This window comes from Bacillus sp. bc15, from assembly GCF_900142585.1.
Classification (GTDB): Bacteria; Bacillota; Bacilli; order Bacillales; family Bacillaceae_G; genus Bacillus_A; species Bacillus_A cereus.
Genome location: NZ_FRBJ01000002.1, coordinates 671141 through 688479, shown reverse-complemented (window position 1 = coordinate 688479; position 17339 = coordinate 671141). Strand labels below are relative to the sequence as shown.

Genomic DNA, 17339 nt, shown 5'->3' with positions numbered 1-17339 from the left:
CCATTTATATATAAAGAGCGAGAGGAAGAGCTATGACAAAGGTGCATCAGCGATTAATTTCTATTTTAGAGGAGTTTTTAGAAGAGAAATCGATGTTAAATCGAGCTTTTTTAGCGGGCCGTTTACATGTATCGACGAAGACGATTCAAAAGGATATAAAATTATTAAATGATATATTGGAAGAAAACGGAGCGAAAATCGAATCGCAAAGAGGGACTGGGTACGAATTAGAAATTATACAAATGAAGAAATTTGAAGAATTTTGTGTGAGTCTATTTCAAAAACAGACGGAAAAGATTCCAACTTCTTATGAAGAAAGAATAGCGTACATTCTGCAGCGTGTTTTAACGACAGAGGGATATGTGAAGCTTTCAGAATTAGCGGAAGAGATTTATGTGAGCAAATCAACGGTCAATTTAATTATGAAAGATGTTACAGATATATGTAGTCGCTATAAATTACAAATTGAGAAGAGACCGTATTATGGTATACGTATTGTTGGAAAGGAATTTAATATTCGTTCTTGTTTATCACAATATGGTTTACCGCGTTATGACCATACTCCGTTTCATGAGCAATTTGAGCAGACGGAGACGTATTTATCGCTACCTCATATATCACTCATTCGTTCAATTATATTAAAGTATATTGAAGGCGGAACAATATATTTATCTGATATAGAAATTGATAATTTAGTCATTCATATTGCAATCGCATTAAAGCGTTGTCAAAGTCAACATTATATGAAAGGACTGCATGCGGAGCAATCAGAACTTATAATAAAGAAAGAATATACAATTGCGAAGCAGATTTTAGGAGATTTAGAGAAAGAGTTAAAATTTTCATTTCCAGAAGAAGAAGTATTATATGTGACGATGCATTTATTAAGTACTGCTGTTACAACGAGAGATCGCTATGAAAATGTAGAAGAGCTATTAGGGAAAGATATATATGCATTTATGCAACATATTCTTTTTAAAGTAGCGGAAGAACGGAATCTTATTTTTTATTATGACGAAGAATTATTATTTGGATTTGGTATTCATTTAAAAACGTTATTAAATCGTTTGAAGTATAAGTTAAATACGAGAAATCCTCTTTTGGCAGAAGTGAAAAAGAATTATCCGTATGCTTTTGAAATTGCGGTTCTTGTTGGAGATATCATTGGTGAATATACGGGTGAATCGATCCCTGAAAGTGAAATTGGCTATATTGCAATTCACTTCGGCGGAGCGATGAGCCGTTTGCAGGAGCAAAATCAAAAGAAAAGATGCTTATTAGTTTGTGCGACTGGTCAAGGAAGTGCACAGCTATTAAAATATAAAATTTTATCACAGTTCCGAGATAAATTAGAGATTGTAGGTATTACAGGCTATTATCAATTGAAAGTAGAAGATCTTTATAAAGAAAAAATAGATTGTATTATTAGTACGATTCATATACCGAGTGGCTTGCCTGTTCCAGTTATAAAAGTGAATTCAATATTTGATGATAAAGAGATTAAATCGATTGGTCAGCGGTTGTTTACGCATGTAAATAATAGTGTGCGGCAATATATTAAGGAAGATTTAATCTTTTTAAATCATAGTGCTTCTACGAAAGAGGATGTTATTCAGTTTTTATGTGAGAAAGCTGCTGAGAAACATTATGTACAAGAAAACTTTTATGCTTCTGTTATGGAAAGAGAAAATACGTCTCCGACAGCGGTTGGGAATTCAGTTGCAATCCCGCATCCGATGCAGTTATTAAGTGAGGAAACTTTTTTGATGTTTTGCACACTTGAAAAGGCTGTTGATTGGGGAGATAAAAAAGTACAAGTAATTATTTTATTTAGTGTAAAGCGCAATAATAATGAAGATTTGCAAAGGCTTTATGATTTTTTATATGATATTATGTCTAGTCAAACTACGATAGAGAAACTTACTCAGACCGAGGTAATTGAAGATTTTCAAGAGATTTTATTATCATTTTGAAAAAGTATATAAAAACTTCCGTTACATAACGGAAGTTTTTTATGTTTAATTGTATGCGTTTTCATAATAAGATAAAAATATAGAAAACATATAGCTTGGGGGAATTTAAAATGGCTGATATGCAAACTCCATTTGCGTTAATTTTACATGGTGGCAATGCGAGAAGTGCAGCGCTTGAAGCAATCGCTTTTGCAAGACAAGGAGATTTTGAGAATGCGGGTGAAAAGATGAAACTTGCTAGTGAGGAAATTTCAGCAGCGCATCGTATTCAAACGGATTTAATTCAAGAAGAGGCAAGAGGAAATCATGCAGAAATCAGTTTACTGTTAGTGCACGCACAAGACCATTTAATGAATGCAATTACAGTGAAAGAACTAGCTGAAGAATTTATTACTCTTCATAAACGAGTAGAAGAGAAAGTGACAGTATAAGATGTATATTTTATTATGTTGTGCAGCAGGCATGTCAACGAGTATGGTCGTAAGAAAAATGCAAGAAGAGGCAAAGAAACAGGGGAAGAATTATAAAATTAAGGCGGTTGATTCAGAACTTGTGAAACTTGAAATAAAAGAAGCCGATGTCGTTTTAATCGGTCCACAAGTGAAATATTTATTTCCAGCTGTAGAGTTTCTTGCAAACTCATACAACATACCAGTTGCAATTATAGACCAACGAGATTATGGCATGTGTGATGGTTTGAAGGTGCTTAAGCAAGCAGAACAATTAGTTTTAACATAATTATATCTTTTTAAATATAAACATTATAATGTTATAAAGTTTATTTCATTCTTTTATAGTAGAGAGAAAGAGGAGGGCTATTGATGAATGGGTTTATGAGTTTTATGGAACAAAAGATTATGCCAACAACGCAAAAGATTGCAGGACAACGACATTTATTGGCAATTCGAAATGGGGTTATTTCTACATTACCGTTAACGATCGTCGGGTCATTTTTCGTTATCTTTTTAAATTTACCAATTGATGCATATATGGAATGGATTGCACCGTTCCGCCATATTTTAGATATTCCATTCCGATTTACAGTAGGACTAATGGCCTTATACGCAGCGTTTGGTGTAGGGGCTTCGCTCGCGAACTTTTATCAGCTCAATCAATTAAGTGCAGGGCTACTATCTGTACTCGCCTTTTTACTAGCATCAGTTGAACCAATTCAAATTACGAAAGCTGTACCAGGTGTTATTGATGCAGGTCGATATATTTCAGTAGGAACATTAAGTGCAACGTCTTTATTCGGCGCAATTGTTACAGCATTAATTGCAGTAGAAATTTATCATTTTATGATTAAGCATAATATTTCAATAAAATTACCAGACAGTGTACCACCAGCAGTTTCAAATTCGTTTGCAGCATTAATTCCAACATTAGTAGTTATTCTTTTATTCTGGGGCATTCGCTACGGTTTGAAATTCGATGTAAATACAACAATTACATACTTAATCGCACCATTAAAATCAGTACTAGTAGGAAATAACTTATTCGGTGGTTTATTAACAGTATTCTTAATCGTGTTCTTCTGGTCATTTGGTATACATGGACCGGCAATTTTAGGACCAATCATTCGTCCGATGTGGGATTCCGCAATTCTTGAAAATATGGAAGTGTTCACGGCTACAGGAAATGCACATCAGTTACCAAACTTATTTACAGAGCAGTTCATTCAATGGTTCGTATGGATTGGCGGATCTGGCTCAACGTTAGCTTTAGTAATTATGTTTATGTTCTCTAAATCTAAGTTCCTAAAAGAGTTAGGTAGATTATCATTCGTACCAGGTTTATTCAATATTAACGAGCCAATTATTTTCGGGGCACCAATTGTAATGAACCCAATCTTAATTATTCCGTTCGTTATTACACCGTTAGTGACAACGACAGTATCATATTTCGCAGTTGTTTCAGGTATGATTCCACTCATGATGGCGAAATTGCCATTTACGATGTTAGCACCAATTGCAGCGGTAATTAGTACGGACTGGACAATTATGGCTGGTGTACTTGTACTTGTTAACTTTGTAATCTCATTCGTTATTTACTATCCATTCTTCAAAATGTATGAGAAACAACAATTAGCAGGAGAGGAGAAAACAGAATGCTCGGAGCAATTATCATCTTAATTACATTCGTGGTCGGACAGTGTATTGCCCATTATTCGAAATGGGTACAAAGTAAATCTTTATTAGTGTTACTACTAGTATCAGTTTTATTTATCGGTTGTTCAATGGGTGCATATGTAATGTTAGGTCTACACTCACCGTACGTAATTATTGTACCGACAATTTTATGTGCAACGTGTTTATCTGCAAAATATAGATTTACGAGCATGGCATTAATACAACGTGTGAAGGAGATGCAAAAGCATGGAGCGTAAATTAGGAATTTCACTTTATCCAGAACATTCAACGAAAGAAAAAGATATGGCTTATATTTCCGCAGCGGCACGACACGGTTTTTCAAGAATATTTACTTGTTTGTTATCTGTGAATCGTCCGAAAGAAGAAATTGTAGCTGAATTTAAAGAGATTATTAATCACGCAAAAGATAACAATATGGAAGTTATTCTAGATGTAGCTCCAGCTGTGTTTGATCAGCTTGGTATTAGCTATAGTGATCTATCATTTTTCGCAGAGTTAGGTGCAGATGGTATTCGATTAGATGTAGGCTTTGACGGATTAACGGAAGCGAAAATGACGAATAATCCGTACGGTTTAAAAATTGAGTTAAATGTAAGTAACGATATTGCGTACTTAGAAAATATTCTTTCGCATCAAGCGAATAAATCAGCTTTAATTGGTTGCCATAATTTTTATCCGCAAAAATTCACTGGTCTTCCGTACGATTATTTCATTCGCTGTAGTGAACGCTTTAAAAAGCATGGTATTCGCAGTGCAGCATTTATTACATCACATGCCGCAAACATCGGTCCATGGGATATTAACGACGGATTATGTACGTTAGAACAACATCGGAATTTACCAATTGAAGTACAAGCGAAGCATTTATGGGCGACAGGGCTAATTGATGATGTCATTATCGGAAATGCTTATGCGAGTGAAGAAGAATTAGAGAAACTAGGAAACTTAAATCGTTACATGTTGCAGCTAAAAGTGCACTTTGTAGACGAAGCAACAGAAGTAGAGAAGAGAGCTACGCTGCAAGAATTACACGTAAGACGCGGTGACATAACAGAGTATATGGTACGTTCTACAGAAGTGCGTAAAAAATATAAAGACTATGACTTCCCAATGCGCGAAAGTGTGCTACAGGAAAGAGGGCAAGTTGTAATTGGTAATAACTCATTCGGAAAGTATAAAGGTGAACTGCAAATCATTCTAAAAGAAATGCCGATAGATGAACGGAAAAATATCGTCGGTACAATTGCGGAAGAGGAGCTATTCTTACTAAATTATGTAGGAGCTTGGACGCAGTTTACTTGTGTGGAATAGGGAAGATAGGGGGCGTTCCAAATTTTGGACCGCCTTTTTAATATTAAAGTACTTTTAACGTCAAAATTTGTCGGTAAATCGATATCTCTTGTCGAATCGTTGATATATTATAAGTTACGATAGATATATTCGAAAAATCGTTGATATATTGTAGGTTACGATAGATATATTTGAAAAATCGTTGATATAATTTCATTTACTATGTCATTTTTCAGTAGTTTAATAGAGTAAAAAAAGAGCCAGCCTCAACGATGAGACTGACTCTTTTTTATAACTAGTTTAATACTTTAACTGTAACTGTTTTACGTCCCCAGCTACTTGATGTGCCTTTATCTGGCATTAAAACGTCGATTTTATTACCTTTAATAGCTCCACCAGTATCACCAGCGATTGCTACTCCGTAACCTTCAACCCATACTTTTGAACCTAATGGAATGACACTTGGATCAACTGCAATTAGTTTCATGTTTGGATTAGCTGTTAAGTTGTGGCCTAAAGCTGATTTTACTTGGTCGCCTGCTTTATAACCATTTTCAAGTGGATCTGCTGTATAAGCTGTTGCTACAACACGTAACTCACGAGAAGATGATGGTGCACTTGTTTCAGTTTCTTTTGCAGCAGGTTGTTGTGTAGCTGGTTTTTGAGCTTTAGCTGCTTCTTTAGCTTTAGCCGCTTCACGAGCTTCAGCTGCTTCTTGAGCCTTAGCCGCTTGAGCTTCAGCATCTGCTTGAGCTTTAGCCGCTTCACGAGCTTTAGCTGCTTCTTGAGCCTTAGCCGCTGCTTGAGCTTCAGCATCTGCTTGAGCTTTAGCTGCTTCACGAGCTTTAGCCGCCTCTTGAGCTTTAGCTTCTGCTTGAGCTTCAGCATCTGCCTGAGCTTTAGCTGCTTCTTGAGCCTTAGCTGCTTCACGAGCTTTAGCTGCTTCCTGAGCTTTAACTTCTGCTTGAGCTTCTGCCGCTTCACGAGCTTTAGTTGCTTCTTGAGCTTTAGCTTTTGCTTGAGTTTCAGCTACTTCCTGAGCTTTAACAGCTTCACGAACTTTAGCTGTATCTTGAACTGTAGTTGTTTTTTCAGCTTTAACTACTGGTTGAACTTTAACTGGTGCTTTACCTGTTAAGTAAGGAACATGAACATAAGCTGTTTTTCCGTTATATTCAAATTGAATCCAATCATTTTGTACTTGGTGTGTTGTTTCGATTATATCATCTTTTTTCAACTTACCAAGAATCTCTGAGTCTGTGTTTGCACCAGCACGTACGTTTAATACGTTTGCTGTTACGTAGTAAGTGTCTTTTGTATAGTCAGCGTTTATGAAAGCTTCTTTACCGCTATTCAATTGAACTTTTGACCAACCATTTTCTGTATGTAAAACATTTACTTTATATCCATCTAATAATTTTCCTACAACTTTTGATTCAGTAGTTGGGTTTTCTCGTACGTTTAGTACGTCAGTCGTTACGATCGTTTCTGCTTTAGCAGATGTTGTGAAAATCCCAAGACCAAAAACCGCTGCTGTTGCTATACCCATAAATTTTTTCATAATAGCCTCCATTGCATTTGTTTTCGTTGACCTCATTATAGCAACCATTATTTTCTTATTTGCGAAAAACATATAATTACAAAGCTTTCGTAACGGGTCATTAATATTCTGTAACAATTCCATAAATATCCTGATAGCGCTTCCTTGTTGTTTTTTGGCGTATTAGGGCATGTAAAACACAAAATGAGTAGTATTTCAATTACTGTAACATTAATAATGTTACAGTAATGTTTCTTGAGGATATCTATAGTGTTACGAAAACAGCTTATTTTACTGTTTAAATGAAAAAATAGTTATGGGATAATAACCTTTTTAGATGGGAAAAGATATAAATGAGGTGAAATTTAATGAAATATCGATATAATTGTTACAAAATCAGTCGAAGCATGGAAAAAATTACGCCTTGATTTTCGTCTGTTACATAGTATTTTTGCAATAATAGGATTAGATAATAGCCTTAGTACCTATAAATAATGAAGAGTATTAGAATGATAGTTGTAACGTGAAACATATATAATAGAAGAAACTCGATTTAATAGGTAAATAAAAAACGTAGGAGTGTAAACTCCTACGTTTTTGTTTATTCATATCGTAAACATTCAATTGGATCAAGTTTTGCAGCTTTGTTAGCTGGTAATAGTCCGAATGCAATACCGATTAGCATTGAAATACCTACTGCAAGAAGTCCAAGTTCTTTTGAGACAACGAGTGGCCATCCAGCAAAGATTGAGACGATCCAAGCGAAGAAAATACCGAGCATGAATCCGATGAAACCACCAAGTCCTGTTAAAATACAAGATTCGATTAAGAATTGTGTTAATACTTTACCACGTGTTGCACCAAGTGCTTTACGAATACCAATCTCGCGCGTACGTTCTGTTACAGATACAAGCATAATGTTCATTACACCGATACCACCAACAAGTAAGGAGATAGCAGCAATACCACCGAATACCATTTTCATCATACCGATTGATTCGTCTAGTTGTTTCGTAAATTCACCTAAATCTTGTGCTTCGAATTTGTGCTCAAATTTAGGAGCTTTCATTTCGTTTAAGACAGAAACAGCTTGTTTTTCTACACTTTTACGTTCTGTCGGAGAGGTCATTGTTAATCTTACAGAGTCATACTCATTTACTCCTGAAATGACAGGCGCGTTTTCAAGTGACGTATAACCTTCAGGCATAGGCATTCCGAAGTCGTTTTTCGTTTCGTATACACCGACTATTTTATAAGGCTTTCCTTTTATATCTGTGTATTGGTTTGATTCCCAACCACTAAATAATTTGTTGAAAGCTTCTTCATTTAATATAACAGCAGGGATTGCTTGGTTTAGTTCACTGTCATTTAATTCACGACCGTGAACTAATTTTATTTTCGAATCTTTCATAAAGGCGCCTGTTCCACCTTTTAAATCAAGATTTACATCTTTTGAACCAGCAGCTGCTTTTACTTTCATACTTACGTCTGGATATACATCTTTAACGCCTGGTACAGTTTGCAGACGGTTTAGCATATCAGGTGTGATTTTGGCACTATCTGTTCCGTAATCAGGGTTGTTGTAGTAAATCGTTACTTCATTATCTTTTCCTTGGCCTAATTCTTTTTTAAACTTTGCGTTTGTACCATCACCCATTGAGATGATAGTAATAATGGCACTAATACCGATAATAATACCTAACATTGTTAAGATAGAACGCATCTTATGAGCAAAGATAGAGGAAAGGGCCATGCGTATATTTTCACTCGTATTCAAAATTAACCCCTCCAATCTTGGACGATATTTCCGTCACGAATTACAATTTGACGTGCTGCAGCTTCCCCGATTTCACGATCATGGGTAATCATAATAATTGTTGAGCCTTGTTTATTTAATTCGTAAAAGAGGTCCATAATTTGTGTGCTTGTTTTCGTATCAAGTGCTCCCGTCGGTTCATCGGCTAAAATGAATTTTGGGTTATTTACGATTGCACGTGCAACAGCGACACGCTGCTTTTGCCCACCGGACAATTCGTTCGGTAAGTGAGTAGCGCGATCAGCTAAGCCTACTTTTGTTAAAGCAGCTAACGAGCGCTCACGTCTTTCTTTTTTATCGACTCCAGCGTAAATAAGAGGTAGCTCTACATTTTGAAGTGCTGTAAGTCTAGGTAATAACATGAAGTTTTGGAATACGAATCCGATTTCTTTATTACGTACGTGTGCAAGTTCTGTTTCAGACATGTTTGAAATGTTTTGACCAGCTAGTTCGTACGTACCTGTCGTCGGTTTATCTAAGCAACCGATAATGTTCATTAATGTTGATTTACCAGAACCAGAAGGTCCCATAATCGAAGTGAATTCTCCTTGGTTCAGTGTTACATCAATCCCGTGTAATATTTGAACGGACTCTGCACCATTTTGGAAGGATTTCGTGATGCCTTTTAAGTTAATCACTGGGCGACAACCTCCATACCATCTTTTAAGTCTTTTTCAGGCTTAGAGATAATTTCCTCTCCTTTTTTCACTCCAGAAACTTTTGCTTCGCTATCAGTCTCGAATTCAACAGTAACTGCTTGTTCTTTCGCTTTACCGTCTTTTACAACGAAGACAACATTTTTGTCACCTTTTTTCACGATACTGCTTTTCGGAATAATTGTACCAGTTGCTTCGCCAGATTTACTTGTTACGTAAACGTGGAAGCCGTTTTGTAGTTCGTCACTATTATCTAATGTGACAGTGAATTGGTAATTAGAAACAGTTTTATTTTCATCCATGCTCTTTAAAGGTGTAGAACCGATTTCTGTTACTTTTCCTGTCCAAGTCTTACCAGCGACAGTTTTTGAGGAAACAGTTACTTCTTGCCCAACTTTCATACTAGCAAGCTCATATTCAGAAAGTTGACCTTTTACTTTAAATTGACCAGCGTGACGAAGAGTAATTCCGCTCATACCTGTTTTTTCGTCAGCAGTTTTTACGATATCATCAATTACGCCATCAGCAGGACTTGTTACAGAAAGATTGTTTGCTTTCTCTTTTGCTACTTTAATCATTTCATCAGCTTTTTCAACTTCAAACTTTTTCATTTCAATTTGTGATTCTAATTGCCCAACTTCGGCTTCTGATGCTTTTAATGCTTCAGCAGGAAGGCCTGCATTTTTATCTTTTTGTAATTTTTGTTTCGCTGCATCAATTTGTTTTTGGAGCAACGTTACTTCTTTTTGTGCGATTTTCTTTTGCATTTCTGCTTCTGTTACACCTTGTTTCGCAGTCGGATCATTGTATTTAAATAGAAGCTGACCCTTTTTCACTTCATCGCCTTTTTTCACAGCTAATTCATATGTTCCTTTTGTTGGATCGAATGAAATAGTTTCAATTCCGTTTGGAATAACTTCGCCACCAAATTTTTGCGCGTTTTGGATTTGTTTTTCAGTTACTTTATATCCGCTATATGCCATCGCTACATCTGAACCGCCCCCAGCAAATGCAAAGTATGATCCAGCTGCAATTCCGATTGCTACTACACTAGTAATTAACACTTTATTTTTCTTCTTCATCTATTTATCACCTTTTCGTTCGTTTTAGTATCTACATTAAGTATAGAAGAGGTGAAGAATCTGACAAATCGTTTTAGCTTACAATAACCTTACAGTTTTGTAAGGTATGAATATGTAAATGTAAGGTAGAGCTTGTCCAAGTGTAAGCAAATGAATTGACTCGTCGTTTCTTTCTTACAATAATATTGTATGAAGGAGAGGAGGAAGGAAGATGGAAGCTTATTTTAGTGCGCATCCATTAAAATCGTTTATTCCATACTCAAGGCAACATGCCATTATATTATTTATTATGTTGGTGGGGATATTTTTTCTGTATCAATACCAAGATGTATTACGTCAAAGTGAGTGGAATATAACGGTTCGATATGCAATTGCATTTTTATTTATAGGTAGTGAAATTGGGCTTCATATGTGGGAGTGGAAAGCGGGGATTTTTGAGCTAGCTACTTCATTACCGTTTGAATTATGTACGATTAGTTTATTATTAGCGTCGATTATGATCGTAACGAAAAGTTACCGCATATATGAGATTGTATTTTTCACGGGAATTATTGGTGCATCACAAGCTATTTTAACGCCAAACTTGCAGTATGCTTTTCCGCATTTTCGTTTCATTGAATATTTTAGTGCGCATATATTGCTCATTTGGGCACCACTCTTTATGACTTGGGTGGAAGGATATCGTCCGACAGTACAATCTATTAAACGCACAATGATATTTTTAAACATATTGATTCCAATTGTTTCGTTTGTAAATTACAAAACAGGTGGTAATTATATGTTTTTAGCTCATAAGCCAGAAACAGCTTCATTACTTGATATGTTAGGGCCGCATCCTTACTATATTATTTCATTGGAAATAGCTGCGCTTATTGGATGTTTGGTTTTGTATATGCCGTTTGCGAAAAGAGAAAGGCATGCGCATAAGGAATCACTAGGATCATAGCCTAGTGATTTTTCGCTCTTAAAATATTTACAATTCAGAAAATTAAGAATAAAATTAAGGGGTAAATTATAGAGAGAGAAGGGCGAAAATGGTCAAAAAAGTATTTTTGAATGGAATGGAAGTGACGATTCAATTTCTTATTTCGATTTTGGGGATTATTATGTTAGGGGCTCTGCCGAAATTGTTTTATGGATTTAAGCTGGATGTATCAAAGTACATACAGAGTTTAAAAGAAGTGTTTGTGAACTTAATGGATATTTCCAATTTGCAATATGTGAGAGGTAAATTTTTATTTCCGCAGTTGTTCGTCCATTATAAAGAAACGATTATTATTTTTTTAGCTGCTTTTTTTATTTCATTATTTGTAGCATTTTGTATTGTTTATGTAATTATGAGTAGTTCACCGCGTATACAACATCGAATTAAATCATTTCTTATCTTCCTGGAATCCATTCCAGATATCCTTCTTATTTTAGTATCACAAATTTTAGTTGTATGGTTTTTTAAACAAACAGGTTTTTTACCTTTTCAAATTGCTTCAATTGGAGGCGAGTCGATTAGGGGGTTGCCAATATTGTGTTTGAGCATCCCGACTACGATTATGTTTGTAAAAATGGTCGTGCTTCGTTTTGAAAATGAACTAGAAAAAGATTATGTACTATTTGCTAAGGCGAAAGGGCTGGGGCGCTTTCATATTTTAAATCGTCATATTTTACGAAATGTGTTGCTTAGTACATTATTCTTTGCGAAAACGAATATCTTTTTTATGTTATCTAATTTATATATTATAGAATGGATTTTTAATACGGGTGGTATTTTTATGTTTTTGAAATCGTATTTCGGTATTAGAGTTGAGGTTTTCATAGTGAGTGTACTGCTTATATATATTCCGATTTTTATTTTATTTAAATTGTTTCATTATCTCATTCCGGCTGCGATGAAGGAGAGATTATAATATGTGGACGTATATAAAACGTGATAAAAGATTTTGGATAAGCATTGGTTTTCTTCTCCTATTAGTTCTTTTGAGCATCGGAAATACGTTATGGAATGATGGACATATTAGACAAGTTACATTGCAATATGATGCGGATGAAAATCCACAAGTGCCACCGTTTCCACCTTCATTACAATTTTTACTCGGGACAGACCGGAAAGGGTATGACCTGTTACATTTAGTCATTGAGGGCGCGAAGTGGACGATTGGTATATCTATTTTAATTGCGGCACTTAGAATGGTAATAGGTGTGTTTTTCGGTGTCGTACTCGGAACGTATATAAAAAGAGGATTTTCAAAAATTGAGGCTTTCTTTGATAGTTTTACAGTTATTCCGACAGTTATGATTGCGTATTTTTTTCTTCAATCTGCAAATGCATTTGGAAGCGGAGAGGAGACAACAACCTTTTTTGAAAGGGCTTCGTTTCAAGTGGTATTACTTGTACTGCTTGTAATGCCAGTTATTGCACTGTATGTGGCGAAGGAAGTTCGTAAATTGCGAACGGAAGAATTTGTTGATGCCGCGCGCATATTAGGTGGATCGAGAAGACATATTGTTATAAAACATATTTTTCCGCATCTCTATATGCCGTTTATACTCGTATTTCTTCAGCAGTTTACGCAGACTCTTACTATTTTACTGCACTTAGGATTACTTGAAGTGTTCTTTGGTGGGACTGTAATGTTTGGTGGACAAATAAAAGAGGTGGAATCTTATACGCATGAATGGTCAGGTTTAATTGGAGTATACTTTAGGTCATTAACAGTGAATCCGTGGATCCCTCTCGTTCCGATTACATTTTTTGGACTTACTATTTTTTCAGGAAATATGATTGTAAAAAGTATCGAAGAGGCGATGATGAAAGTAAGGTTAGGAGGAGAGCTAAAGAAGGATGTTGTAGAAGAGGAACAATCTGTTGTGCAGTCGAAAGAAGAGTTATTTACTTTTAAGCATACGATGTGAAAATAAAGAAAAGAAGCAAGCATGTATTTCATGCTTGCTTCTTTTCTTTATTTTGTAGAGACTTCGCCTTCCGCTTCTGCTTGCGGAATAAAGTATCCGATTATACCACCGATTATTGCTGGAATGATCCAGCCAATTCCTAGGTTATAAAAAGGAATTGTGTGTACGATATTAGCGATAAAACTTGGTATCAATTCCACATTATCAAGTGCATGAATACAGCTAATAATGAATGCTGCGAGCATTGCTCCGATGTAGACAGAAGGTTTACGTTTCGTATATTTATCAATAAATGATACGAAAATTAAAATGATTGTAATTGGATACAAAATGATTAATACAGGTAATGTGATTTTAATTAATAAGCTTAATCCTAAGTTTGAAATCACGAAGCTAAAAATACAAACGTATAGTACGAGCTTCTTATATGAAACGTTTGTTAGTACTGTTGCGAAATAGTTGGCGAACGCACTTACAACGCCGATTGCTGTTGTTAAACAAGCGAAGATAATGGCGATACTTAATAAAACATTACCGCTTGTCCCAAAGAATTGATACATAACAGTAGCTAATAGCTGCCCACCGTTTTCGAATTGTCCTAAGTTTCCGTTTGAAGCTCCAATATAACCGAGTAAGAAGTAAACAATTGTTAAGAATAGAGCAGCGATACTTCCGCAAATGATTGTATATTTTGCGATAGATTTCTTCTCTTGTATACCATTTTGACGAATTGCATTTACAACAATTGTTGATAGTACGAGAGCCCCAATTGCATCTAACGTTAAAAATCCTTCAAGAAATCCTTTGAAAAACGGGATGTCTTTATAGTCACCGATAGGTTCTGCAAACGTCCCTGGTGAAAGAATCGCTTTTGTTGCCATAATTGCAATAATTACAAGTAAAATTGGCGTTAATATTTTACCGATATGATCTACTAGCTTGGATGGATTTAATGATAAGAAGTAAACGACTGTGAAGAAAATCGCACTAAAAACTAACATAGAATACCATTGATCTGGGAAAAGTGGTGCAATCCCGATTTCATAAGATACAGATCCAGTTCGTGGAATAACAAATAGTGGGCCGATTGAAAGATAAATAATGATAGCGAATACTGCTGCGAATTTTGGATGAACACGGCTCGCTAAAGTGTTAAAACTACCACCAGCAAGGGCAACAGCAACGATAGCAAGTAAAGATAAACCGACGTCTGTAATAATAAACCCTGTAATGGAAACCCACATATTTTCTCCGGAAGAAAGACCAAGAAGGGGCGGGAAAATCATATTACCAGCACCGAAGAAAACTGCGAATAGTAATAAACTAATCGAAAGTATTTGCGCTGGTTTTAAAGTTGTATGCATATAAAGAAAATCCTCCTAATGAGTGTTTTTGTCGAAAATTCAAATAATTTGTCGAGTAACTGTTATTATTTTAAAGGTCTGATGACTAGAAAGCAATAGGGAATTTTGAAAATATTAAAAAATAATGCATTAAATCGAATAAATATACTATTTATATGTTTAATAGGAAGGATTTAACTTTTAACATAAAAAAACACATATCGCTAGGATACGTGTTTTAAAAAAATATTTTTTTATCGCGTTCTTCTTTTAAAATTTCAACTGCTTCTCGGAAACGTTGTGAATGGACAATTTCTCGTTCACGTAAGAAGCGTAGGCTGTCATTTATATCTGGATCATCTGATAAGTTAATGAGCCATTGATATGTTGCGCGTGCTTTTTCTTCAGCTGCAATATCCTCGTATAGATCGGCAATTGGATCACCTTTAGCTTGTATATAGGTTGCAGTAAATGGAACACCAGCAGCGTTATGGTAATGAAGAGCACTGTCATGATCAGCGTAATGAGGGTCAAGACCAGCAGCTTTCATTTGTTCAGGGGTCGCATCTTTCGTCAGCTTATAAACCATCGTAGCAATCATTTCAAGGTGAGCAAATTCTTCTGTACCAATATCAGTAAGTAGGCCAATGACTTTATCAGGAATTGTATAACGTTGATTTAAGTAACGTAGTGCAGCAGCTAATTCTCCATCTGCACCACCGTATTGCTCGATTAATAATTTTGCAAGTGCGGGATTACAAGTTCCCACTTTAACTGGGTATTGTAATTTCTTTTCATAAATCCACATAGTTTCTCTCCTTTATATTTGCCATGGCCAAGGACCTTTGCTCCATTCCCAAGGGGCATTAGAATAGCTGTTTCCAAACTGTTGGAGTGGTCCGTATTTTTCTTCCATCTTTTGTTTTAATACTCTCCGCTTATAGGAAAAGTCATTAAATTGATTAATCGCGGCGGTGTCATCTGGATGTGTATCTAAATAAAGAGTGAGTTCAACTAGTACAAAGTCTAATTCTTGAAGCTCCAGTAAAAGCTGATAGTATTCTTCTGGTAGCGATTGATTCACGTCAGTAGTCACCGCCCTTTTTTATAAGGATTTTCATAATAGTCATAAAAAACAGGCCATAAAGTCCCTTTTTGTAGTGCTTCTTTTGGTGTGAATTGAGGCAAGTTTGGCGGTTGAAAGCCTAAAAATAAATTAGGAGGAGTAGAATAATATTTTTTTCCGATAGGAGGACAAGGATCGAGAGGACTATGATAGGGCACGAATGATCTCATATATTTATTCATGAATAAACCTCCTTACATGTTCATTACTACGTATTGTATTCAGACATAATGAGCATTTATGACACATATAAAAAAGTAATAAGTACAGGGGGAATGAATGTGGAGAATGTAAAGAATTTAATCGTGTTAGAAGTAAAGAACTTAAAGGAAACTCTGTATTTTTATGAAGGGATTTTAGGAATCAAGCCTAGTTTAGAAAGACCCCAATTAGATGTAACAGGGGTTTGGTATGATACTGATTCAACGAGAATTAGTTTTGTAATGAATCGTAGTTTGGGTGGGCGTGAGAAGAGTGTTACGGATGCGGTTGATGTTCTAATGTTTTCAATTTCTAACATAGAGAATTTAAAGAAGAGGTTAGTGTTTTATAAAATTGCATATACAGAAAACAAAAGTGAGAAGAGTATTGTAGTACAAGACCCAGATGGATATAAACTTCAAGTGATAGAGAAGGATGAATAAACGGAGGCGATTTAGTGGAGAGGAATTATGAAGAAAGTGCGTTGTTTGAGCATCAATTTTGGCTAAGGGTGCTTACTGATCATTCGCAATTTTTACTTGATGCATTAGCTCCGAAGGAAAAAGAAGATATAAAGAAGGCCACATATTTTCTTGAAACATTTACGAATCTTTTAAATAAAGTTCATAATGTGAATCTCATTGCATTTTCAAAAGAGGCAGAACGAGCCGCAAAGGAAATACGAACGTTTAAATTAAGTATTATACAGAAACAACTCGAGGGAAAAATCACTATTCATTTTACACCAACTTTCATCAATCATATGGTAAACGAAGTAGAAGAATATATAACGGTGTTAGAATTTTTAAAGAAAGGAGAAGTTCCGCCTGTTTTTCATGAATTACATTACCATCTCGTTTGGTTAACGGATGCGGCTGGTCATGCAGGCTCTATTTCTGGTGGATTAGATCTTGTTGAAAAAAGATTGAAAGAGAAAAGTGAAGAATTTACGAAGCACTTTGAACAATTTTACTTAAAGGCAGTTGAGATGACAGGTTATTTACGGACAGAGCTTCATCATTTTCCTGCATTAAAGAAGTTTACAAAAGATGTTTCACTTGAGTTAAAATTATTTTCGCATTTTCTCCATGAGGTTGAAGAGATGGAGTTATCGAATGAAATATTAAGTGCATTATCTGCTAGAATGGCGGATCATATGGCAAGAGAAGAATGTTATTACTTATTAAAATTAGCACAATCTTCTGGACTTGAGATGCCAAAATGTAATCCGCTTTAAAGAAAAAAGAGGTCAATT

General features: G+C 35.5%; 19 protein-coding genes. 11 read left to right on the top strand and 8 right to left on the bottom strand.

The annotated features are described in order from the left end of the window. The first annotated feature begins 32 nt into the window (after positions 1 to 32). The 6 genes from BUA87_RS13400 to BUA87_RS13375 all read left to right on the top strand — a co-directional run bounded on the left by BUA87_RS13400 (position 33) and on the right by BUA87_RS13375 (position 5434). The gene (locus BUA87_RS13400; protein ID WP_072939921.1) at positions 33 to 1973 is read left to right on the top strand and encodes a BglG family transcription antiterminator; all 1941 of its coding nucleotides are present in this window, start codon (positions 33 to 35) and stop codon (positions 1971 to 1973) included. Between the two features lie 110 nt (positions 1974 to 2083). Beyond that, the gene (locus BUA87_RS13395; protein WP_000774623.1) at positions 2084 to 2404 is read left to right on the top strand and encodes a PTS lactose/cellobiose transporter subunit IIA; all 321 of its coding nucleotides are present in this window, start codon (positions 2084 to 2086) and stop codon (positions 2402 to 2404) included. A gap of 1 nt (position 2405) precedes the next feature. Further along, the gene (locus BUA87_RS13390) at positions 2406 to 2711 is read left to right on the top strand and encodes a PTS sugar transporter subunit IIB (RefSeq protein WP_000275643.1); all 306 of its coding nucleotides are present in this window, start codon (positions 2406 to 2408) and stop codon (positions 2709 to 2711) included. An 83-nt stretch (positions 2712 to 2794) separates the two neighbouring features. Further along, positions 2795 to 4105 carry a PTS sugar transporter subunit IIC gene (locus BUA87_RS13385; RefSeq protein ID WP_001013060.1) on the top strand — a complete coding sequence of 437 codons (1311 nt, stop codon included), beginning with the start codon at positions 2795 to 2797 and terminating at the stop codon, positions 4103 to 4105. Further along, positions 4081 to 4359, top strand: coding sequence for a hypothetical protein (locus BUA87_RS13380; protein ID WP_000900046.1), 279 nt, complete (start codon positions 4081 to 4083; stop codon positions 4357 to 4359). Before BUA87_RS13385 ends, BUA87_RS13380 begins: the two co-directional genes overlap by 25 nt. After that, the gene (locus BUA87_RS13375) at positions 4349 to 5434 is read left to right on the top strand and encodes a DUF871 domain-containing protein (RefSeq protein WP_072939918.1); all 1086 of its coding nucleotides are present in this window, start codon (positions 4349 to 4351) and stop codon (positions 5432 to 5434) included. Before BUA87_RS13380 ends, BUA87_RS13375 begins: the two co-directional genes overlap by 11 nt. Before the next feature lie 274 nt (positions 5435 to 5708). On the opposite strand, the gene entC is transcribed toward BUA87_RS13375, so the two are convergent. The 4 genes from entC to BUA87_RS13355 all read right to left on the bottom strand — a co-directional run bounded on the left by entC (position 5709) and on the right by BUA87_RS13355 (position 10507). Beyond that, positions 5709 to 7097 (bottom strand): cell wall-binding protein EntC, encoded by a 1389-nt coding sequence (gene entC / locus BUA87_RS13370; RefSeq protein WP_025118402.1) that lies wholly within the window; start codon positions 7095 to 7097, stop codon positions 5709 to 5711. Positions 7098 to 7554: 457 nt separating this feature from the next. Next, positions 7555 to 8730: an ABC transporter permease gene (locus BUA87_RS13365; RefSeq protein WP_001097712.1), complete on the bottom strand. Its 1176-nt coding sequence runs from the start codon at positions 8728 to 8730 to the stop codon at positions 7555 to 7557. A 2-nt stretch (positions 8731 to 8732) separates the two neighbouring features. Then, on the bottom strand, positions 8733 to 9407 hold the full coding sequence (locus BUA87_RS13360; protein WP_000609100.1) for an ABC transporter ATP-binding protein: 675 nt from the start codon (positions 9405 to 9407) through the stop codon (positions 8733 to 8735). After that, on the bottom strand, positions 9404 to 10507 hold the full coding sequence (locus BUA87_RS13355) for an efflux RND transporter periplasmic adaptor subunit (RefSeq protein WP_000728805.1): 1104 nt from the start codon (positions 10505 to 10507) through the stop codon (positions 9404 to 9406). The genes BUA87_RS13360 and BUA87_RS13355 overlap by 4 nt, the downstream gene beginning before the upstream one ends. Positions 10508 to 10718: 211 nt before the next feature. On the opposite strand from BUA87_RS13355, the gene BUA87_RS13350 reads away from it, so the two are divergent. From BUA87_RS13350 to BUA87_RS13340, 3 genes are all read left to right on the top strand, one after another. After that, positions 10719 to 11453, top strand: coding sequence for a YwaF family protein (locus BUA87_RS13350; RefSeq protein WP_072939915.1), 735 nt, complete (start codon positions 10719 to 10721; stop codon positions 11451 to 11453). Between the two features lie 88 nt (positions 11454 to 11541). Beyond that, complete coding sequence (locus BUA87_RS13345; RefSeq protein WP_000239699.1) at positions 11542 to 12408, top strand: ABC transporter permease subunit; 867 nt, start codon at positions 11542 to 11544, stop codon at positions 12406 to 12408. A gap of 1 nt (position 12409) precedes the next feature. After that, a complete protein-coding gene (locus BUA87_RS13340; protein WP_000269952.1) occupies positions 12410 to 13414 on the top strand; it encodes an ABC transporter permease in 1005 nt (334 codons plus the stop codon). A gap of 47 nt (positions 13415 to 13461) precedes the next feature. Here the strand turns inward: BUA87_RS13340 and brnQ are convergent, their stop codons facing one another. From brnQ to BUA87_RS13320, 4 genes are all read right to left on the bottom strand, one after another. Continuing rightward, entirely contained in the window at positions 13462 to 14778 is a 1317-nt protein-coding gene (gene brnQ, locus BUA87_RS13335) for a branched-chain amino acid transport system II carrier protein BrnQ2 (RefSeq protein WP_000557554.1), read from the bottom strand. A 217-nt stretch (positions 14779 to 14995) separates the two neighbouring features. Then, positions 14996 to 15565 carry a spore coat protein CotJC gene (cotJC, locus tag BUA87_RS13330; RefSeq protein WP_000265273.1) on the bottom strand — a complete coding sequence of 190 codons (570 nt, stop codon included), beginning with the start codon at positions 15563 to 15565 and terminating at the stop codon, positions 14996 to 14998. Between the two features lie 12 nt (positions 15566 to 15577). Continuing rightward, on the bottom strand, positions 15578 to 15841 hold the full coding sequence (locus BUA87_RS13325) for a spore coat protein CotJB (RefSeq protein ID WP_001076510.1): 264 nt from the start codon (positions 15839 to 15841) through the stop codon (positions 15578 to 15580). Positions 15842 to 15849: 8 nt separating this feature from the next. Further along, on the bottom strand, positions 15850 to 16065 hold the full coding sequence (locus BUA87_RS13320) for a spore coat associated protein CotJA (protein ID WP_001046257.1): 216 nt from the start codon (positions 16063 to 16065) through the stop codon (positions 15850 to 15852). Between the two features lie 48 nt (positions 16066 to 16113). On the opposite strand from BUA87_RS13320, the gene BUA87_RS13315 reads away from it, so the two are divergent. Next, the gene (locus BUA87_RS13315; protein WP_072939912.1) at positions 16114 to 16527 is read left to right on the top strand and encodes a VOC family protein; all 414 of its coding nucleotides are present in this window, start codon (positions 16114 to 16116) and stop codon (positions 16525 to 16527) included. A 14-nt stretch (positions 16528 to 16541) separates the two neighbouring features. Further along, positions 16542 to 17321, top strand: coding sequence for a DUF2935 domain-containing protein (locus tag BUA87_RS13310; RefSeq protein WP_000440991.1), 780 nt, complete (start codon positions 16542 to 16544; stop codon positions 17319 to 17321). Positions 17322 to 17339 lie beyond the last annotated feature (18 nt).